Raw genomic sequence first — 19,646 nt, 5'->3', positions numbered from 1 at the left:
ACTGAAATCCAACCATTTAGCAAACACACGATGAATATAAGTTACATAGTTGAAAGCCGACGGTCAGCCCAGTAGCCGCCAGCTTTTTCCAAGGCTTCTGCCGTATCAACATCACTCAAAGCCGCCTCGCCAATTTCGACATCAATCACTTGCACTTCACTTGTTTCAATCAACTTACGTGCGCCGCGATCACCTTGTAATTGCCCAAGCTTTTCAAACAAATGAGCAGGAATAATCACCGGATTGCCAGCTTCACTATTACATGTGGCGCGAATAACCGCACTGTGGCGGCTTTTATCAAATGCCGCAAGCATCTGCCTGATATGATGCGCTTTCACATGCGGCATATCACCAAGCTGGATCATCAGACCTGTTGCCGATGGCGGCAAATGATCAAGCGCTGCCTTGATCGATGTTGAGAGCCCTTGGCTGTAATCCGGGTTTAAAATAGTTTTGATAGTAAGATGATGAAGTGCCAGATCAATTTCCTCAGCCATATGACCAAGCACCACGATAACCGGACGCCCGCCACCGGCAATGGCAGCCTCTACGGAACGGCGCACCAATGGCACACCATCAAAATGCGCCAGCAATTTATTGCGCGCGCCCATTCTGCTCGAACGCCCTGCCGCCAGAACCGCAATAGCCACATCCCCCTGATGATCTGTTTTAACCATTTCGCGTGGTGACGGACGATTTGGAATTTCTGACAAGATACCTCCCACTCCCATGCCCGCAATCATCCGGTCATCAACTTTAAGATCGGCCATCAGCCGGTCGAGAACCCAATCAAAACCGTTTTCTTTCGGGCTTCGTGAACAACCCGGCGCTCCTAAAACAGGCTTATGGCCGTGACTTGCTAGAATGAGCAAATTGCCCGGATCAACCGGCATACCGATACGCTCAACCCTGCCACCTGCAAGCCGGATGGCCTGCGGTACAATATCATCAGGATCACACACAGCGGAAGCCCCAAAAATCACTGCCATATCAGCATTTTTTAATGTCTGTTTGATCGCCTCTGCCACAAAGGGCGCGTGATGTTCGACACGCATTTCACTCACCAAATCGCCACCATTGAGCTCAATACGTTTGGCCGTGACCTTGGCTGTCTTATCGAGAATACTGGTTTTAAGATTTGGCAAAACCGTCTGGATCAAGCCGATTTTTTTAGGTGCGAATGGCTTAACCGCAAAGGCTTGTTGTCTGATCGCCAGACTTTGCACATGTTGCATATGCAACTGATCAACAGCAAAAGGAATGATTTTAACGGTCGCCACCAGCATATCCGCAGTGGTGCGGGTAAAAGGCGCAAGCGTTGACAAGGTGATGGAGCTGTCCACACGGTTGATCGCATGTATAAGCTCTTCTGAAACTGTAAATAATCCGGCTTTTTCTGCGTAGAAATTAACGCGTCCGGTGGTCGCAAGACCAGCGCGGATATGGGCAAAAGACAAGCAATCGGCAATGCGCCGTGCGGCATCATCCTCGCCGATATCTAGCCCTTCCAGCCTTGCCGCCAGCACATCCACGTGCCCAGCTGACCGGATATATTCAAGATCGCTGCGGCTTAAAACCGTGCCTTTTTTGATCACCTTATTATCCGTGATGATCGTATGGGCAAGAATGGCTCCCAATGCATCATTCAGGGCTAAGCGACCGAACTGCATGGCTTATTCCGCTGCACGATTGCGGTAGGCGGCAATCACTTGCGCCAAAACTGCAATGGCAATTTCGGCAGGGCCTTGCGCTTTGATATCAAGCCCGATCGGTGCATGAATCAATGCGCAATCATTTGCTGAAAAGCCCGCCTGATAAAGCCGCTCCAGCCGTTTGGCATGGGTTTTGCGGCTTCCTAAAGCGCCAATATAAAAGGCTTTCGCATGCATGGCTGCAATCAAAGCCGGATCATCAATTTTAGGATCATGAGTCAGTGCCGCAACAGCCGTATGATTATCTAACGGCTGCTTGGCAAAATAATCCTGCGGCCATTCCACATGCAAATCCGCATCACCAAAGCGCTCTTCCGTCGCAAATGCCGATCTTGGGTCAATGATCGTCACATCAAAATTGGTAAGCCTAGCGGCAACCAGTAAATTCTGGCTGATATGCACGGCACCAATTAAAACAAGGCGCGGACGCGGGGTATAAATATTGAGAAAATAATCCTCCCCCTCAAGGCTGACCATACCCGATTTGCCCATGCGGATATTTTCCATCAACGGCTGCAATGAAACATCACAGTCAAAGAAATGCTGCTGAGAGCCGCTTTGAATATTTGTCAGCAAATAGCTGGCACGCCGGTTTTCCAGTGCCTGATAAATATCAGCAAAGACAGATGTTAATGGTGTCACCAGAATTTTAATACGCCCGCCGCATGAAAGGCCAACCCGCCATGCTGTTTCATCGGCGACACCAAACTCCAGCACACGGGCTTTACCATCCGTGATGACATCCATGGCCTGACTAATCACTTCTGTTTCCACGCAACCGCCGGAAACAGAGCCATAGAAATGAGCATCATTATCAATCAGCAAATGACTGCCGACTGGGCATGGAGCAGAGCCCCATGTTTCAATGACTGTAGCAATGGCGGCAGGGTGTTTTTGCCTGAACCATTGCGCAGCCATCAGAAGGGGCTGAAACAACATCTCCTGTTGTGACAGTTCTGTGTTCATTGAGCCCCTCCCTTTATTGTTTCAATATTCAGGCGCGCCCGAAAATGGCACCAAGTTTGTTTTTAAACACTGCCCAAAGAACACTGAGCATATTCAGCTCTTTTGCCGGTGCAGGTCGACGCGGTGCCGCAGGCTGTGGCGACGCTGCGTCCACACCTTCGCCTGCAACAAAGACCTCTGCCACCGGCTCGGCACCAGCCGATAATTCACCTTCCAGATTATTGGCAAATTCTTTGCAAATCTGACCGGCAACGGCCTCGACAATGCCGCCGCGAGCAACCTGCGCCAAGGAGCCGGAAAGCGAATAATTCACATCCACCGAAACAACAGTGGTGTTTTCTCCCTCCTCTGTCAGCGCGTAAGTGACCTCACCTTTAGCACGTGAAGAGTGATTTTTATCAATCCCCACGCCGGTGATCACACCTGTATAGCTCGCCTCATCCGGCACGATTTTGGCCTCGCCACCAAAATCTGCTTTCACGGGGCCAAGTTTGACGGTGATGCGCCCTTTGGCAACCCCATCCACCGGCGGCTCGGTTAATTGCGCACCCGGAATACAGGCCACAACAGCCGCCAGATCCTGAAACTTCTCCCAGACCACTTTGCGGTTATGGTTGACTTTAAAAACCTGTTTGATCTCAGCCATGATACTCCCCTTTTTTAGTTTTCTGCCCCGCACCAATCGTAAATGCAAAGCGCCATCACTTTGATAGATGTGATGTAATCCTCAATCGATACATATTCATCATTGGCATGCATAACCGCTGTTGAACCCGGCCCGAAGATCACTGTTGGTGTATCTGCATAAAGGTTGAGGAAACGTGTATCCGCAGCCCCCTGACGACCACTAATGACAGGTTGTTTGCCGGTCAGCTCGGTATAATTTTTGCTGACCAGATCAACAATCGGATGATCAACCGGAATTTCTGAAGCCTGCGCGTCATAGCCAACAAAACGCACCACCGGCGGATGATCTTTCATCCATGGATCCTGTGCCGCCATTTCATTGATTTTATCAACGAGACTTTTCTTGACACCTTCATGATCTTCACCCGGCACCGTACCGATACTGCCTTTCAGCAAAGCTGTATCAGGGAAGGCACTTGGATAATTACCGGCCTGAAAACTGCCGATGATACATGGCAGCGAATCCAGCGCATTCGGATAAAGCGGATGGCGCACCGTTGCCACACGATGATCTTCCAGCTCTTTAACTGCCTGCACAACCTTATTGCCCAGATCAATGCCGGAAATACCTTCATAGCGCTTTTGAATACCGGCCGGTTTGCCCTGAACAGCAATTTCAAACCAGATACGGCCGATACAAGCCGGCTGCACCGCCAAATCACTGGTTTCGCCCGAAATACCGGCATCGGCTTTATAACCACGCATGACCGTATCCAATGTACCGTGACCGGACACTTCTTCGTCAATCACCACATTGATATAGACGTCGCCTTTGAGCTTCACACCGGCTTTTTTCAGATATTCAACGGCCAGAATATGGCTTGCAACACCACTTTTCATGTCGGCCGCACCACGGCCATAAATACGACCATTCTCGATTTTTGCCGACCACGGATTATCCGACCAGCCTTCACCATTACCAACCGGAATAACATCCGTATGCCCGTTGAGAAGCAGCGAGCGCCCGCCGCCGGTGCCCTTGAATGTTGCCACAATATTCGGGCGGCCTTCATAGCCCATAGCAACAGGGCGATAGCCGGGATGTTTTTTCAACTCTTCCCAGTCAGTTTCCCACATATCAACATCAAGGCCGATTTTGTTCATATAATCGGCCACAAAAGCCTGAATAGCAGCCTCGTCACCGGTAACGGAAGGAATAGCGATCATCTCTTGCAAGAATTTGACCGAAACATCCTGATTATTCTCAATGGTTTCCAGAATTTTCTGGCGGGTCGCAGAACTCATTTTATTCTCCGGTTGTTGAAGGCTTCACGCCCTTAAAAGACAAGATTTCAGTTTTAATGAGTGGTCATCAGTTCATCAGGCTCGGCAGCCAAAGCGCGATATCGGGCACGAAAATTAGTAAAGCCATCAGACTGATATTGATGAGAATGAAAGGCACTGCCGCCATATAAATCTCGCCCATTGTGGTGCCTTCAGGCGCCACACCTTTCATGACGAAAAGCGACAGACCAGCGGGCGGTGTAATAGTGGCAAGTTCCAGATTGACCATCATCACCACCGCAAACCAGATCGGCTCCCAGCCCATCGCATGGATGATCGGCAGGAAAATCGGCATTGTGACAAGAACAATCGATGTCTGTTCAATAAACATGCCGATCACCATCACGATCAGCATCATGATCAGCATCAGCACCAATGGGGCCACCGGCAAGGTTGTTGCCCATTCGGTAATGGCGGTTGTTGCACCGGAAAAACTAAGCAACTGACTAAACGCTGCCGAACCGGTCAAAATGATCAGGATCATCACCGACAGCTGCAAAGCTGAAGACACCGCATTGCGGATTGTCTGCCAGTTCAGTTTTCCGTACATAAAAGACAGGATGAAGGTCAGGAATGTACCGATTGCAGCAGATTCCGTCGGTGTTGCGACACCGGTAAAAATGAAAACAATTGTCAGCACCACGATCGAAACCGGCGGGATGAGATAGACAAATGTGTTTTTCATTTTTACACGAAAAGGCACGCTTTCTATTTCATAACTTGGTGCATCTTGCGGGCGCAAAGTGGCACGGATAACGATATAAGTTACATAGGCAATGGCCAGCAAAATGCCCGGCACGATGATCGCCACCAGCGTTTTAGCAATGGAAAAACCGCCAACACTTGCCAGTACAATCGCCAATGTGCTTGGCGGAATAAGAATGGCCAAAGCACCACTGCCAAGCACAGGGCCGATAGCAAGAGTACGCGCATAGCCGCGCCGTTCCATTTCCGGTGTAAGCGTGGAGCCAAGCATGGCAACGGAGCCCATTGCAACACCGGTCAATGTTGCAAGCACGGTTCCCGCACCAATGGTGAGCACTGCCAGACGACCGGCAATAAAGCCCAGCCACTGATCAAGCACCTCAATCATGCGCGGTGCAATGCCTGAGTGGAACATCACCGAGCCCATCAAAATGAACATCGGCACCGGCACCAGCATGAAAGTTGAAATGGAACTATCAATACTCAACACCAGCTGGCTGAAGCCTGTTGTACCGCCCCACATGAAAAACACGCCGAGCATATTGACGGTCATAAAGGCAAAAGCCACCGGCACACCCAGCATCATCAGGCCAGTGAGCCCTACAAAGAAATAAATCAGAAAAGTCCACCACTCCATTTTAGTGCTCCGCAGGTTTGCATGGTTGAATAGTGTCGGCGCGGATAAAACGGAGCGTGCGCAGAATAAATTCTACGCCCAGCAGGAAACATCCAACCGGAATGACCGCCAGATTGATGGCGCGCGGGATTTCAAGCTCAGCCGCCACCATAATGCCGCGCTGAACCGAGCGGATAATGGCGTGGTAGCCATAATAAGCCATGATCAGACAGACGATGGCGCTGAGGATGGAAGAGACAATCAACATCATACGGCGCATCGGCGCCGACACGATTGTCATTAGAATATCAACCGTCACATGGCCGTCTTTACGCAACACCCATGCGGCACCCAGAAAAGTAATATAGACCATCATGATGCCACTGATCTGGTCGATACCGTGGATGCCATAATTAAAGAAGACACGCATCGCCACTTTGATAACCGTTGCCAGCATCATGGCAATCAGTGTGAGACATGCGAGAAAGGCAAAAAAATTCAAAATGAAGTCGTAGATTTTCTCGATCGTTTTCATAACAAACCTGCAATTGCTCAAATTGAGCTTTCCGCTTGGAAAGTCTGGCGTTCGAATGGAGCTTGCCCCTTGGAAAATCAGTCACAAGAGGAAAGCTTCAGCCCGTTATTCTGCGAAGAGCGCTTTGACTTCAGAGATTTGTTTCTCACTGAGAATAGAAGCGTAATAACCCCACAGCGAATCAACCGCGACCTTGTTCCAGCGTTCGGCTTCTTCGGGTGAAAGTTTCACCACTTCCATGCCGGCCTTTGTCATCAGGTCTGTTTGTTCGTCCAGATTTTGCTGAAACCAGCCACGTGTCCATTCCTGCGTTTCCGCCATGGCCTGATCGAGAATGGTTTTAATTTCCGGCGACAATGCCTCATATTTATCGAGATTCATCACAATGTTTGCGCCACTGCGATACATTGGCTGGTCGATCATATATTTGGTGACACTCTGCCAGCCATAACGGGTAAACCCGTCGGCAACCGGCCAGCTGAAACCATCAACCGTACCGCGATCCATCGCCAGATAAATCTCGCTCGGCGGCAGTGTTACGGATTCTGCGCCCGCCTCTTTGAGAAAGTGACGTGTCAGCGGTGCTGAACGCAGCTTTTTCGACTTAATATCATCAATAGATTTTACCGGAAAATTGGTGCTGATATAATGAACACCAACACCTAAATCCCCACTGGCATGGCCGATATAACGCGCACCTTTGGCGGCATAAAGATCAACCATATAATTATGCAGCTTAGATCCCGGCCCGTTATCAGGTGTTTTAAACGGTGAAAGCTCGGTGATGTCACCACCCGGCACCACACCCGCCCAATAATTCGGCGCACCATACCAGACATCAAACACGCCATTTACCAGCGCTTCCGGCTGGTCGAAAGGCGGCAGAACATCGTCTGCGCCCATATATTGCACCCGCACTTTGCCTTCACCAATGCGGTTTACATTATCCATGAAATTTTTGCCGATATCGGCAGTAGGTGAAAAGCCGTGCGCCCATGCGCCAACCATTCTTAATGTTACAGATGCCGCTTGTGCCTCCGTCATCCACGCCGTGCCCGCCCAAAGCAGCGAACCAGCCAGCGCTATAGATGTAACAGGGGTCATAAAATTCCTCATGACTGAAATCATGTCATGTCCTCCCTTGATTTTTCCCCGACCGCACTTCGCCAAAAATGCGGGTTGCTCTCAAATCCTCCACTGAGAGCACCTGCATCGTAATGCGTTTATATCCAACTTGTCTACAAAGTTTTTTGTATTGCATACAATCTTTGCGTAGCTTACAAATAAATATGACGATATAAGCGGGTTTCCTGTTTCACAGGTTTCCATCACTTTGGGAGGAGTGACATGCGCCCATCGGGTTTTAGCTATCATCGTGCTGATGATCTTCAGCACGCTTATCAATTATTGGCAGAGTTTGGTGAGGACGGACGACCGCTGGCAGGCGGGCAAAGTCTGGTGCCGATGATGAATTTGCGGCTGGCACGACCAAACCATCTAGTCGACATCAACCGTTTGCCACTTAACCAGTTTGAATTAAAACAGGATTTTTTGCGCATTGGTGCCTTGGTACGCCATCACGAATATGCCGATAACCCGCATATTGCGGCTTATTTTCCAGCCTTTCAGGAAGCTGTTCACTGGATCGCCCATCCCACGATCCGCCTGCATGGCTCGCTCGGCGGCAGCATTTCCCATGCTGATCCGACCGCTGAACTTCCGGCCATGTGCGTTTTATATGATGCTGAAGTCATTTTAGGTTCACTGCAAGGCGAACGTCGCGTCAAAGCGCAGGATTTTTTTCATGGCGCTTATGTCACCGCGGTCGAACCGGGTGAAATGGTCATTGCGGTCGAGTTTCCGCTGCCCAAAGAACAACCATCCGGTGCTTTTAGCGAACTTGGCGAACGCTTGGGCGATTTTGCCATTGCCTCAATCGGTGTCGCCCTCACCCATAAAGCGGGCACAATCGCAACCGCTGCCATTGTGTGCGGCGGCGCAGAAATGGTCGCCACAAGAGGCCCTGCAATTGAAGCACAATTGGTCGGAAAACGCTTGGATCAGGTGGATTTTGAAGTACTAGCAGCAGAATTTTCCGGCCAGTTCAATCCATCAGGCGACTTTACCGCGACCACAGCCTACCGCAAAGGCCTGATCGGTGAATTGACAAAGCGCACCTTGCAACGCGCTTGCAGCAAAGCATTGGAAGCAGCATGAGCGAACAATCAAAAATGGATGTAACGCTGACCGTTAACGGCAATACCCGCACGGTTTCCGTAGAGCCAAGACATTTGCTGGCCGATGTTTTGCGCCATGAGTTTAACCTTTCCGGCGTGCATATCGGCTGCGCCCATGGTGCTTGCGGTTGCTGCACAGTGCATCTGGATGGAACCCCGCGCCTTTCCTGCCTGACCTTTGCCGTACAATGCGACGGGCGCGATATCAAAACTGTCGAAAGCTTGGGCGGCATTGATGCCACCCATATTTTGCAACAAGCTTTCAAGAGCGAACATGGCCTGCAATGCGGCTATTGCACCCCCGGTTTTCTGATGACGCTGGCGCCTTATGTCAGCAAACAAATTGAACTTGGCGAAATGCCGGAAGAAGCTGACATTCGTGAAGCAATGAGCGGCAATATCTGCCGCTGCACCGGCTATCACGGCATTGTCGCAGCCGTGAAAAAAGCAATCTCATCTCAATTGACGGAAAGGGCTTAAACATGAGACCTGAAAGTCCCCGCCATATTGGCGCACGTATTCAACGCTTTGAAGATACAAGGCTTTTATCCGGCACTGCGCGCTATATTGATGACATTAAAATGCCGGATATGCTGCATTTGCGATTTGCGCGTGCGCAATCGGCTCATGCCAAAATTTTGGAAATCGATCAATTCGCGCTGGAAGATATCGGCTTTAAAACCTGGGTTTTCACCGGCGAAGATACCCGCCATCTATCGATGAAAGCACATCAGGATTATCCTGAAATGCAATATTCAGAGCAGCCTTTGCTGGCTCTTGGAAAAGTGCGCTATGTCGGTGAACCGGTCGCCGCAGTGCTTGCCGAAGATCCTTATCATGCAGAAGATGCGGCCGAGCAGCTTTTCATTGATTATGAGCCGCTGGCCGTTGTTGCCAGCATGAAAGATGCGCTCGACCCGAATATTCCGCCGATTTTCGACAATTGGACAAAAAACACCTTTGTTGAGCGACAGATGAAGGGCGGTGATCTGGAAGCCGCCAAAGCTGCCGCCCATTACACCATCAAACGCCGTTATATGAATAAAAGACAAGCCGGTGTGCCGATGGAAGGCCGCGGTGTGGTCGCTTATATGGATCCGGCAACACGATTTTTAACCGTCTGGTCATCCACTCAGATGCCGCATCTTGTGCGCACTTATATTTCAGAAGAGCTCGGCCTACCGGAATCGCGCATCCGCGTGGTTGCGCCTGATGTTGGCGGCGGCTTTGGTGTCAAAGGTCAGGTTTTTCCTGATGAAGTGCTGATTGCATGGATTGCAATGCAGGTTGGCCGGCCGGTTAAATGGATTGAAGATCGCCGCGAGCATCTGATTTCAAGCATCCATGCCCGCGATCACGATCACACACTAGAAGCCTATGTTTCTGAAGATGGCCGCCTATTAGGTTTGAAAGCCGATATCAGCGTTGATGTCGGCGCCTATTCGACATTTCCTTTTACCGCTGCCGGTGATCCGGGCATGGCGGCAAAAGTGATGCCGGGGCCTTATGATTTTCAGGCCTATGAAGCCACATTCCGTGCGCTCGCCAGCAATAAATGCCCGCTTGGTACCTATCGCGGCGTTGCGCGTCCTTCAGCTGTATTTTCACAAGAGCGATTAATGGATGATATTGCCAAAGAAATTGGCATGGATCCGTTTGAGTTCCGACTGAAAAATATCATCCGCGAGTTTCCTTATAAAAACGTGCTCGGTTTTACCTATGATCCGGGCTCCTATGAGCAATCCATTCTTGAAATCAGGGAATTGCTGAAGGATGATATTGCTGCGGCGGAAGCATCAAAAAGCTCAAGAACCACCCGTATTGGTGTCGGCATTGCTACATTTTTGGAGCAAACCGCGCATGGAACACCAGATTTTGCCCGTCGCCGGACACCGATTGAAACCGGCTATATTGCAGCGCATGTGCAAATGGCACCAGATGGCACCGTGACCATCAATCTAGGGCTGCAAAGCCATGGTCAGGGGTTAGAAACCACCATGGCGCAAGTGGCCGCCGATGCTTTGGGCGTGCGACCGGAAGATGTTTTCGTCAAACATGGCGACACGATGGGCTCGCCCTATTCGGTGGGCACATGGGGCAGTCGCGGCGGGCCTTTGGGCGGCGGTGCCGTGCACATGGCTTCGTTGCAAATTGCCAATAAACTAAAAGCCATTGCCGCACATTTTCTGCAAGCAAGCCCCGATGATATTGAACTGCGCGACAATCTTGCCTTTTTGCGCAGTGATCCGGGACGCAATGTTCCGCTTAAAACAATCGCCCGTGCAGCATTGCGCAATGTTGACCAGCTGCCGGAAGGTGTCTTGCCGGGTCTGGATGCAGAATATGCGCTTGATGGGCCAACCGACGGCACCTATGCCAATGCCACCCATGCCGCCGTTGTTGAAATTGACGTACCAACCGGAAAAATGAAGCTGAAACGCTTTGTGGTGGTGGAAGATTGCGGCACTATTCTCAATCCATTGGTGGTGGACGGGCAAGTGCGCGGCGGTGTTGTGCAAGGCATTGGTTCGGCCATGTTCGAGCATTTTGTCTATGACGAAGAAGGTCAGCCGCTAACCACCAGTTTTGCCGATTACCTGATGCCGATTGCACCGGAAATTCCGAATATCGAAGTGCATCACATTGAAACACCAACGCCTTTAACACCGCTGGGGGCCAAAGGTCTTGGTGAAGGCGGAGCCATCGGGCCGCCAGCCGCCATTGCCAATGCAGTGGCCAACGCGCTTGATGTCTATGTGCCATTCACGCCTCTCAATGCCAGCGACATCTGGGAATTATCAAGCGAACTGCGCTAATATCTACAAAACAAAACCCCGACATTGCTGTCGGGGTTTTTTATTGCCACTATTTTGCAAAACTATTCGTAAGTAATCAGCAGGTCTTTTGCATCCACCTGCTCACCAGCGCGCACCAGAACTTCAGCCAATGTGCCATCACGCTCTGCATGAATTGCGGTTTCCATTTTCATGGCTTCCAGCGACAGTAACACATCACCCGCTTTTACCGCCTGACCGCTCGCCACCGCGACGGTTGAAACCACGCCCGGCATCGGTGCGCCGACATGCTTATCATTGCCGGCTTCCGCTTTACGCTTCACGCCGCCGGCGGCTCCCTTGGCACGGTTTGGCACTTTAACACGGCGCGGCTGACCATTGAGTTCAAAGAACACCGTGACCATGCCTTTTTCGTCTGTTTCACTGATCGCCTGATTAACGACAACAAGGGTTTTACCCTTTTCCAGATCAACAAACACTTCCTGCTCAGACGCCAGACCGTAGAAATAAACAGGCGTCGGCAAAACGATGGTCGGGCCATAATTTTCCTGCGCTGCCGCATAATCGGCAAACACTTTCGGATACATCAGCGATGATGCAAACTCCTGATCAGTAACAGAGCGGCCAACCGTTGCCTCAACACTTGCCCGCTCGGCTTCCAGATCAGCAGGAGCCAATAATGAGCCCGGACGCACTGTAAACGGCTTTTCACCTTTCAGAATTTTCTTCTGCAAAGCTTGTGGCCAACCAGCAGGCGGCTGCCCCAAATCGCCGCGCATCATCGACACGACGGAGTCCGGGAAAGAAATATCCTTATCCGGATTTTCAACATCCTTGACGGTCAAGTCCTGGCTGACCATCATCAAAGCCATATCACCCACCACTTTGGACGATGGCGTAACTTTGACAATATCGCCAAACATCTGGTTCACATCCGCATAGGTCTGTGCCACTTCATGCCAGCGGCTTTCAAGCCCTAATGAACGTGCCTGTTCCTTCAAATTGGTGAACTGACCGCCCGGCATTTCATGCAGGTAAACTTCCGATGCAGGGCCTTTGAGGTCGCTTTCAAAGGCAGCATATTGATTGCGCACACCTTCCCAATAGAAAGAGATTTTGCGGATAGCATCGGCATCAAGACCGGTATCGCGCTCATCACCATGCAAGGCTTCCACGATCGAGCCAAGACAAGGCTGCGATGTATTGCCGGAAAGCGCATCCATGGCCGCATCCACGGCATCAACACCCGCATCAACTGCAGCCAAAACGGTGGCTGCTGCAATGCCAGATGTGTCGTGGGTGTGGAAATGCAATGGCAGATCGGTGGCTTCACGCAAAGCTTTGAACAATTGCTTGGCCGCAGCCGGTTTCAACAAGCCAGCCATATCCTTGATCGCAATGATATTGGCACCGGCTTTTTCCACCTCACGCGCCAGATCAACATAATATTTCAGATCATATTGCGGGCGAGCACTATTTAAAATATCGCCGGTATAGCAAATCGCTGCTTCGCAAAGTTTGCCTTCTTCACGGATCGCATCCATCGAAACGCGCATATTTTCAACCCAGTTAAGGCTGTCAAACACGCGGAAAAGATCAACGCCGCCGCGTGCTGCTTCACGCACGAAATATTTAACGACATTATCCGGATAGCTTTTATAACCAACGCCATTGGCACCGCGCAGCAACATTTGCAGCAGGATATTGGGTGCATTTTCACGCACCATCGCCAGACGCTCCCACGGGTCTTCTGTCAGGAAACGCATCGACACATCAAATGTCGCACCGCCCCAGCATTCAAGTGAGAAAAGATTAGGCAAAGCCCGTGCATAAGTGTCGGCGATACGTGCAATATCATAGGTACGAAGACGAGTTGCCAGCAATGACTGATGGCCGTCGCGCATCGTGGTATCGGTTACCAGCACACGTTTTTGCTCACGCATCCATTGCGCAAATTTCTCTGCGCCCAATTGATCGAGCAATTGCTTGGTGCCATCGACGATTTTTTTGTCAGGCGTATAAGGAATTTTTGGCGCAGCAGTTGCGACAGGTTTGGCGCGACCGCGTGCTTCAGGGTGACCATTAACCGTCACATCGGCAATATAGGTCAAAAGCTTGGTAGCGCGATCCTGACGCTTCATATGGGTGAAAAGCTCAGGCGTCGTATCAATGAAACGCGTGGTATAATCATTCGCCTGAAAGCTCGGATGATTGATAATCGCTTCCACGAAGGTCAAATTGGTTGCAACACCGCGAATACGGAATTCGCGCAAGGCGCGGTCCATCCGGCGGATTGCTTCAATCGGCGTAGAGCCGGAAGCTGTCACTTTTACAAGCAACGGATCATAATAACGGGTGATATAAGCGCCCGAATAAGCCGTGCCGCCATCAAGACGAATGCCGAAACCCGAAGCCGAACGATAAGCCTGAATACGGCCATAGTCGGGAATGAAATTCTGTTCCGGATCTTCCGTTGTGATACGGCATTGCAGCGCATGGCCATGCAAATGAATGTCTTCCTGCGCAGGCACACCGGATTCCGGCGTGCCAATGGCATAGCCTTCCAGAATGTGAATTTGCGCTTTGACAATATCAATACCTGTGACTTCTTCAGTCACCGTATGCTCAACCTGAATGCGCGGATTGACTTCAATGAAGTAAAATTCATTGCTGTCGACATCCATCAAAAATTCGACAGTACCAGCGCCGATATAATCAGTGGCCTTGGCAATTTTCAGCGCATAAGACGCCACTTCCTGACGCTTTTCATCGCTTAAATAAGGCGCTGGTGCGCGCTCAACCACCTTTTGGTTGCGGCGCTGAATAGAACAATCGCGTTCATATAGATGAACAGCATTGCCGTGCGTGTCGCCCAAAATCTGCACTTCCACATGGCGTGCGCGTTCCAGCAGCTTTTCCAGATAGACTTCGTCTTTACCAAAAGCCGCTTTGGCCTCGCGCTTGGCTTCCACCACTTCGCGTTCCAAATCCTTTTCAGAGCGGATAGCACGCATACCGCGGCCACCACCACCCCAAGAGGCTTTCAGCATCACCGGATAGCCGATTTTGGCTGCTAGTTTTTTCACTTCTTCAATATCATCAGGCAGCGGATCGGTGGCTGGTACCACCGGTACGCCCACTTCGATTGCCAGATTACGTGCCGCCACTTTATTGCCAAGACGGCGCATTGTTTCGGCTTTAGGGCCGATAAAAATCAAACCATTTTCACGGCAGGCATCAACAAATTCAGGGCTTTCGGAAAGCAATCCATAGCCCGGATGAATGGCATCGGCGCCGGATAATTTGGCAACACGGATAATTTCATCAATGGAGAGATAGCTTTCGATCGGCCCCAGATCACGCTCCAGATGCGGCCCGCGTCCCACCTGATAACTCTCATCCGCTTTAAAGCGATGAAGGGAAAGTTTATCTTCTTCAGCCCATATGGCTACCGTTTTTAGCCCCAGTTCGTTGGCCGCGCGAAACACGCGGATAGCAATCTCGGAACGATTAGCGACAAGAATCTTCCTGATGGACAAGATAAAGTCTCCCGTATTTTATCTGGTGGAATTTACTGCAAACGTAACTCTCAATTCTCATTTTGATAGTTTGTCTGAACTAATTAAGACGGAATATCAATAAGATAGTTGTTTGAGATTACACGCCTGAAAAGGCACAAAACGAAATTTTCGTTCGTTTAAATTGAATATTTTATTCCAACCTTATTCTAACATGACATAAAAGTTGAAGATTATTCAATTTTTTCAATGGGTAAGTAATGCTGACCTGTTTTTATATTGGAACCGGCCAAAGTACGCTTCAATCGCATTCAGAAACGACTGTATAAATTTTGTTATAAATTTTTATCGCATAATTCCGGACGGCACTGCTGCCGTCCGAAGTTTTGCCTAAAATTTTACCAGCATCAGCTGGCAAGCAAGCGCTGATAAAGTGCTTCGTCAGTCGCGCCTTCTGTGCCGATCAGCAACACGCGGGAATCACTTTTCAAGCCAAGCTTGGCCATGATTGCCGGATCAGCCGCAGCAGTTAAAAGACCAGCCAGTCCCGATGCACCGGATTCACCAATTTTAAGCGACTTATCATCACCAACCGGATGCGCCAGCTGTTTAAGCGCCTTAACCGCCATATCCTCTTCAACGGCCAGATAATAATCCGCCGCTTTTTCCAACACTTCCCATGCCGAAAGTGATGGTTCATAACATTCAAGCATCGCCATAATGGTTTCTTCACCCGGTTCCATCGCAAGCGAATGACCAGCCTCGGCACTGCGTTGCAGACAATTGGCGCGCAGCGGCTCGACGACAATTAATTTTGGTCGTTTATCGCCCATTTTGTCGAGATAGAAACCAGCAACCACCGCTGCCAGACCGCCAACACCTGCCTGAATGAAAATATGGCTATAGTCTTTGACCGACTGTTCCCAGATTTCATTGAGCATCAGCGTATAGCCTTGCATAACAAGACCCGGAATTTCCGTGTAACCGGCACGGGAGAAATCAGAGATAACCGTCCAGCCGTTTTCTTCTGCCATTTGGAAAGATGCAGCAACGGAGTCGTCATAATTGCCTTTGGTGCGGATGATTTCCGCGCCAAAACGGGCAATCGCATCCTCACGGCCTTGCGTTACATTTTCATGCAGGAAAATCACACAGCGACAGCCATATTTCTGCGCACCGGATGCCACCGAGCGACCGTGATTGCCATCAGTCGCGCAACAAATTGTCAATTCGCTCGCCACTTTTTTACATTCATCGCTGGTGAGTTCAGACGGCGCAATTTTGCGGCCAAGCTTTTCTTCCACATAAGCATGCACAACCCGCGCAACCGCATAAGCCCCACCAAGCGCCTTAAAGCTGGAAAGGCCGTAACGTCCGCCTTCATCTTTAAAGAAAACTGTATCAAGGCCGAGGCTTTGTGCCTGATTTTTCAGTTCTACCAAAGGTGTCGGCTGATAGTCAGGAAATGCACTTAAAAAGGATTTCACCTCTTCAACACCGGCAATACCGGCGATCAGCGACTGTCCATGATCAAGTTTTTGACCTTTTTGTACCGATTTATTTTCGACCAGACGAATATCCGTCATTTCGCTTCACTCCCATGCGAATAGATGCCATCCGGCCTTAAGCCGGCTTGATAAAAGTCGGACAATAATTTGCACCGGAACAAGAGCGGCTTTTCATCATCGAAAAACCACTGTGCCGCTTACCCTGAGACAAAGATCGCATGACCCCGTTCATGCTGGCATGTGAGGCGCTTTAGTCAGTGCTGCTTAAAACACTGCTTTCAAGTGCCACCACAACATCTGCTGCACCGCCGGCAATCAGCTCCACATGCTCGCGCATTAAACGGTCAGCCAGTTCGCCATCGCCATTTTCAATGGCTTGCAGCAAACGGGCGTGATCATCACAGCTTTCCTGCATTCGTCTCGGATGGGTCACATAACGACGGTAAGGGTTAAGGCGTTTACCCAGTTTGAACGCTTCCTGATAGAGAAAATGGTTCTGTGAACAGCGCCAGATAACATCGTGAAAAGCATTATTAGCCAGAATAAAACCGGTTTGATCATCCTCACCGGCCTTTGCACGGCAAATATCATTTTCCACGCGCAGAGCTTCAATGTCAGCTCTTGTCATCCGGCGAGCACATAAACGGGCAGCCAAACCTTCCATTTCCGCAAGCACCTGAAACATTTCAACAACGCTGCGCGTTGTCAGTTCCATCACGGTTGCACCCTGATTGCGCTTGATTTCCACCAAACCGCTGGAAGCCAGATGGCGCAGTGCCTCACGCACAGGTGTGCGTGAAACCTCGAACCTTTTAGCCAGTGCCTGCTCATCAAGCCTCGTGCCCGGATGCAGACGACCACTTAAAATGTCGTCTTCCAAAATCTGGACTAAATTGGCTGGTGAAGAGGTCTGATCCAAAGTTACGTTCATTCTTTTGCCATCTGCGCTTTATCGGTTCTCGTGTCAGGAAATCAGAACCGGCGTTCATGTTCCGACGAAAATATTGTTATTGTTTGACTGTGATGACAATGCTGACGCATTCTTCATCTTGTTCATTAATGGTATAATGCGGATCAAACGGCTCGAACAGAACTGCCTGACCTTGGGTTAAAGTAAAACGCTCTTTACCTGTATCGAAGGTTAAAGCACCCGACGCAATATAAAAGACTTGCGACACGTCGTCATGATGATGCAGCTCCCCTCCGCCCCCTTTTGGCGCTTTTGAAACCTGTATGCAAAAATTGGAACCCGCAAAAGGCACAATGTCCAATACGTTCAAACCGCCAAAATGATTAGGCGGCGTAATGCCATGCTTGTCGCCATCTTTCCAGATTTTCATTTATCCCTCCAGTTTATCAGTCATGTCATAATCGGCAAGGTTCAAACTGCGCTGCATTTTCAAAGAAAACACAGCACAGCTCAGACTTTAGATTAAGAAATATATTCCATGTACGGGCTGATGACGCTGCGCACCGGCACCTGAATGACCGCAGGTTTGCCACTGGCGATTGCCTGTTTCACCGCCTCGCCAATCTCTTCTCTGGTTTTAGCGTGATAGCCTTTACCGCCCAAAGCTTCCGCCAGTTTTGCCCAGTCACGTCTCGGCAGTGCCATTTCATAGGTCTCGCCGTAAGACATTTCCTGCGGGAGAGCGATAGCTGCCCAGGATTCATCATCCAGAACAACAATGATAAAAGCGCGGCCATAGCGCTCTGCCGTATCAAGTTCCGTCACATGGAAACCAACACCGCCATCACCGACAAAAACAATCGACGGCGCTTGCGGATCAGCAAAATTAGCACCAGCGCCATAAGGCACTTCCGCACCCAATGTGCCCGATTGACCAGCACGCAAATAACGCCCCGGCGCTTTCACTTTCAAACGTGCATCCGCCCAAAAATCCACATTGCCATGGGAGGATGTGTAAATCGTATTATCAGGTGCAGCTGATGTGACAGCATCAATCGCATTGATCGGATGCAGCCCTTGCGCATTATCTTCACCGGCCTGCGCTTGATGTTCATCGTTCCATTTAGCAATCAATGCATCACGCCAACCGGCATCAAAGGCACCTGTTTGCGCTTCTGCCAAGGCATAAAGGAAGTGATAGGCTGAGGCATTGATCGCCACATCTGCACGACGGTTGCGATGCAAAATAGTCTGATCGCCCGCGACCTGAATGATTTTCGTATCTTTGCCGACACCGGAACCAAATTCGAGATCAAACTCGAAATGATGGCCAACCAGAATAACGCAATCCGAGGCGGCGAGCGCCTGACGTATGGCGCTGTTGCAAGGCGTATAGGCAGGGCCTGCCCATAGGGCATGATTTTCATCCACCGCGCCGCGCGCCAGACGCATGGTGAAAAACGGTAACTGATGTTTTTCAATTGCTTCCTGCAAGCGTTCGCTCGGATTGAAGAAAACATCATCCCCAAGGATCAAAACAGGGCGCTTGGCAGCACTGAATATTTTGGCAAAAGCTGCGATATCACCAGCGCAATTCCCCGGACGCCCCGGTTTAACCGGCGGCTGTGTAGCAATTGTTGCCGGATCTGCATCAATCAGCTGATGCAAAATATCGGTCGGCACTTCCAGAAACACCGGCCCCGGACGGCCAGCCCAAATATGACGCCATGCCATATCCAGATATTCCGGCAAGCGTTTGGCTTCCGTGCAACGTGCTGCCCATTTTGTCACCGCCTGCATGGCAGGCAGCACATTAAAGGTCATGCCCGCACCTTTATCAGCACTGGTTGTTGCTGATTGCGCACCGATAATCAAAAGTGGTGTACCGCCAAGATTGGAAACAATCGCAGGGGTCACCGTATTGGTTACACCGGGCCCAAGCGTTACCATCGCAACACCGACATCACCATTCACACGGGCATTAGCCTCCGCCATATAACAAGCGGCAGCTTCATGGCGCGCATGCACCAGTTGCACGCCGGTTTTGGCACATGCCCGATAAACCGGATTAATCGGCCCGCCCGAAACGGAGAAAATATTCTTAACACCGGCACCGTGAAGCCATTTAACGATAGCGCCACCACCATCAAGCTGTATCTGCTTATTCAGCATT

General features: G+C 50.3%; 15 protein-coding genes. 3 read left to right on the top strand and 12 right to left on the bottom strand.

The annotated features are described in order from the left end of the window. Positions 1 to 41: 41 nt before the first annotated feature. The 7 genes from ABDZ76_RS10435 to dctP all read right to left on the bottom strand — a co-directional run bounded on the left by ABDZ76_RS10435 (position 42) and on the right by dctP (position 7,609). Entirely contained in the window at positions 42 to 1,670 is a 1,629-nt protein-coding gene (locus tag ABDZ76_RS10435; RefSeq protein WP_343805128.1) for an NTP transferase domain-containing protein, read from the bottom strand. Between the two features lie 3 nt (positions 1,671 to 1,673). Continuing rightward, the gene (locus ABDZ76_RS10430) at positions 1,674 to 2,678 is read right to left on the bottom strand and encodes an XdhC family protein (protein ID WP_343805126.1); all 1,005 of its coding nucleotides are present in this window, start codon (positions 2,676 to 2,678) and stop codon (positions 1,674 to 1,676) included. Between the two features lie 28 nt (positions 2,679 to 2,706). Next, complete coding sequence (locus ABDZ76_RS10425) at positions 2,707 to 3,324, bottom strand: SRPBCC family protein (RefSeq protein WP_343805124.1); 618 nt, start codon at positions 3,322 to 3,324, stop codon at positions 2,707 to 2,709. Between the two features lie 14 nt (positions 3,325 to 3,338). Beyond that, positions 3,339 to 4,610 carry an ArgE/DapE family deacylase gene (locus tag ABDZ76_RS10420; protein ID WP_343805122.1) on the bottom strand — a complete coding sequence of 424 codons (1,272 nt, stop codon included), beginning with the start codon at positions 4,608 to 4,610 and terminating at the stop codon, positions 3,339 to 3,341. A 67-nt stretch (positions 4,611 to 4,677) separates the two neighbouring features. Further along, positions 4,678 to 5,991: a TRAP transporter large permease gene (locus tag ABDZ76_RS10415; protein ID WP_343805120.1), complete on the bottom strand. Its 1,314-nt coding sequence runs from the start codon at positions 5,989 to 5,991 to the stop codon at positions 4,678 to 4,680. 1 nt (position 5,992) lies between these two features. Further along, entirely contained in the window at positions 5,993 to 6,505 is a 513-nt protein-coding gene (locus tag ABDZ76_RS10410) for a TRAP transporter small permease (protein WP_343805118.1), read from the bottom strand. 105 nt (positions 6,506 to 6,610) lie between these two features. Continuing rightward, positions 6,611 to 7,609, bottom strand: coding sequence for a TRAP transporter substrate-binding protein DctP (dctP, locus tag ABDZ76_RS10405; RefSeq protein ID WP_343805116.1), 999 nt, complete (start codon positions 7,607 to 7,609; stop codon positions 6,611 to 6,613). 243 nt (positions 7,610 to 7,852) lie between these two features. Between dctP and ABDZ76_RS10400 the strand changes: the two genes are divergently transcribed. The 3 genes from ABDZ76_RS10400 to ABDZ76_RS10390 are packed head-to-tail and all read left to right on the top strand — an operon-like array spanning position 7,853 to position 11,558. Beyond that, entirely contained in the window at positions 7,853 to 8,722 is an 870-nt protein-coding gene (locus tag ABDZ76_RS10400; protein WP_343805115.1) for an FAD binding domain-containing protein, read from the top strand. Further along, positions 8,719 to 9,222 carry a (2Fe-2S)-binding protein gene (locus ABDZ76_RS10395; protein WP_343805114.1) on the top strand — a complete coding sequence of 168 codons (504 nt, stop codon included), beginning with the start codon at positions 8,719 to 8,721 and terminating at the stop codon, positions 9,220 to 9,222. Before ABDZ76_RS10400 ends, ABDZ76_RS10395 begins: the two co-directional genes overlap by 4 nt. Positions 9,223 to 9,224: 2 nt before the next feature. Then, positions 9,225 to 11,558, top strand: coding sequence for a xanthine dehydrogenase family protein molybdopterin-binding subunit (locus tag ABDZ76_RS10390; protein ID WP_343805113.1), 2,334 nt, complete (start codon positions 9,225 to 9,227; stop codon positions 11,556 to 11,558). Between the two features lie 62 nt (positions 11,559 to 11,620). Here the strand turns inward: ABDZ76_RS10390 and pyc are convergent, their stop codons facing one another. The 5 genes from pyc to ABDZ76_RS10365 form a co-directional block, all read right to left on the bottom strand. Continuing rightward, positions 11,621 to 15,076 carry a pyruvate carboxylase gene (gene pyc / locus ABDZ76_RS10385; protein ID WP_343805112.1) on the bottom strand — a complete coding sequence of 1,152 codons (3,456 nt, stop codon included), beginning with the start codon at positions 15,074 to 15,076 and terminating at the stop codon, positions 11,621 to 11,623. A gap of 386 nt (positions 15,077 to 15,462) precedes the next feature. Then, the gene (locus ABDZ76_RS10380; RefSeq protein WP_343805111.1) at positions 15,463 to 16,641 is read right to left on the bottom strand and encodes a diaminopropionate ammonia-lyase; all 1,179 of its coding nucleotides are present in this window, start codon (positions 16,639 to 16,641) and stop codon (positions 15,463 to 15,465) included. A gap of 172 nt (positions 16,642 to 16,813) precedes the next feature. After that, on the bottom strand, positions 16,814 to 17,494 hold the full coding sequence (locus ABDZ76_RS10375; protein ID WP_343805110.1) for a GntR family transcriptional regulator: 681 nt from the start codon (positions 17,492 to 17,494) through the stop codon (positions 16,814 to 16,816). 76 nt (positions 17,495 to 17,570) lie between these two features. Beyond that, positions 17,571 to 17,903 (bottom strand): cupin domain-containing protein, encoded by a 333-nt coding sequence (locus ABDZ76_RS10370; RefSeq protein ID WP_343805109.1) that lies wholly within the window; start codon positions 17,901 to 17,903, stop codon positions 17,571 to 17,573. Positions 17,904 to 17,995: 92 nt separating this feature from the next. Next, positions 17,996 to 19,645, bottom strand: coding sequence for a thiamine pyrophosphate-binding protein (locus tag ABDZ76_RS10365; protein WP_343805107.1), 1,650 nt, complete (start codon positions 19,643 to 19,645; stop codon positions 17,996 to 17,998). Position 19,646: the final 1 nt, after the last annotated feature.

The organism is Paenochrobactrum glaciei (assembly GCF_039522165.1).
Classification (GTDB): Bacteria; Pseudomonadota; Alphaproteobacteria; order Rhizobiales; family Rhizobiaceae; genus Paenochrobactrum; species Paenochrobactrum glaciei.
The sequence above is the reverse complement of the archived record's forward strand: the minus strand, read 5'-3'. Positions and strand labels throughout refer to the sequence as shown.

Excerpts from the sequence above, each read along its gene's own strand:
- ABDZ76_RS10410 (WP_343805118.1), bottom strand. The coding sequence starts at position 6,505 with ATGAAAACGATCGAGAAAATCTACGACTTCATTTTGAATTTTTTTGCC.
- ABDZ76_RS10375 (WP_343805110.1), bottom strand. The coding sequence starts at position 17,494 with ATGAACGTAACTTTGGATCAGACCTCTTCACCAGCCAATTTAGTCCAG.
- ABDZ76_RS10435 (WP_343805128.1), bottom strand. The coding sequence starts at position 1,670 with ATGCAGTTCGGTCGCTTAGCCCTGAATGATGCATTGGGAGCCATTCTT.
- ABDZ76_RS10415 (WP_343805120.1), bottom strand. The coding sequence starts at position 5,991 with ATGGAGTGGTGGACTTTTCTGATTTATTTCTTTGTAGGGCTCACTGGC.
- ABDZ76_RS10400 (WP_343805115.1), top strand. The coding sequence starts at position 7,853 with ATGCGCCCATCGGGTTTTAGCTATCATCGTGCTGATGATCTTCAGCAC.
- ABDZ76_RS10390 (WP_343805113.1), top strand. The coding sequence starts at position 9,225 with ATGAGACCTGAAAGTCCCCGCCATATTGGCGCACGTATTCAACGCTTT.
- ABDZ76_RS10365 (WP_343805107.1), bottom strand. The coding sequence starts at position 19,645 with ATGCTGAATAAGCAGATACAGCTTGATGGTGGTGGCGCTATCGTTAAA.
- ABDZ76_RS10430 (WP_343805126.1), bottom strand. The coding sequence starts at position 2,678 with ATGAACACAGAACTGTCACAACAGGAGATGTTGTTTCAGCCCCTTCTG.
- ABDZ76_RS10370 (WP_343805109.1), bottom strand. The coding sequence starts at position 17,903 with ATGAAAATCTGGAAAGATGGCGACAAGCATGGCATTACGCCGCCTAAT.
- ABDZ76_RS10420 (WP_343805122.1), bottom strand. The coding sequence starts at position 4,610 with ATGAGTTCTGCGACCCGCCAGAAAATTCTGGAAACCATTGAGAATAAT.
- ABDZ76_RS10425 (WP_343805124.1), bottom strand. The coding sequence starts at position 3,324 with ATGGCTGAGATCAAACAGGTTTTTAAAGTCAACCATAACCGCAAAGTG.
- ABDZ76_RS10380 (WP_343805111.1), bottom strand. The coding sequence starts at position 16,641 with ATGACGGATATTCGTCTGGTCGAAAATAAATCGGTACAAAAAGGTCAA.
- dctP (WP_343805116.1), bottom strand. The coding sequence starts at position 7,609 with ATGACCCCTGTTACATCTATAGCGCTGGCTGGTTCGCTGCTTTGGGCG.
- ABDZ76_RS10395 (WP_343805114.1), top strand. The coding sequence starts at position 8,719 with ATGAGCGAACAATCAAAAATGGATGTAACGCTGACCGTTAACGGCAAT.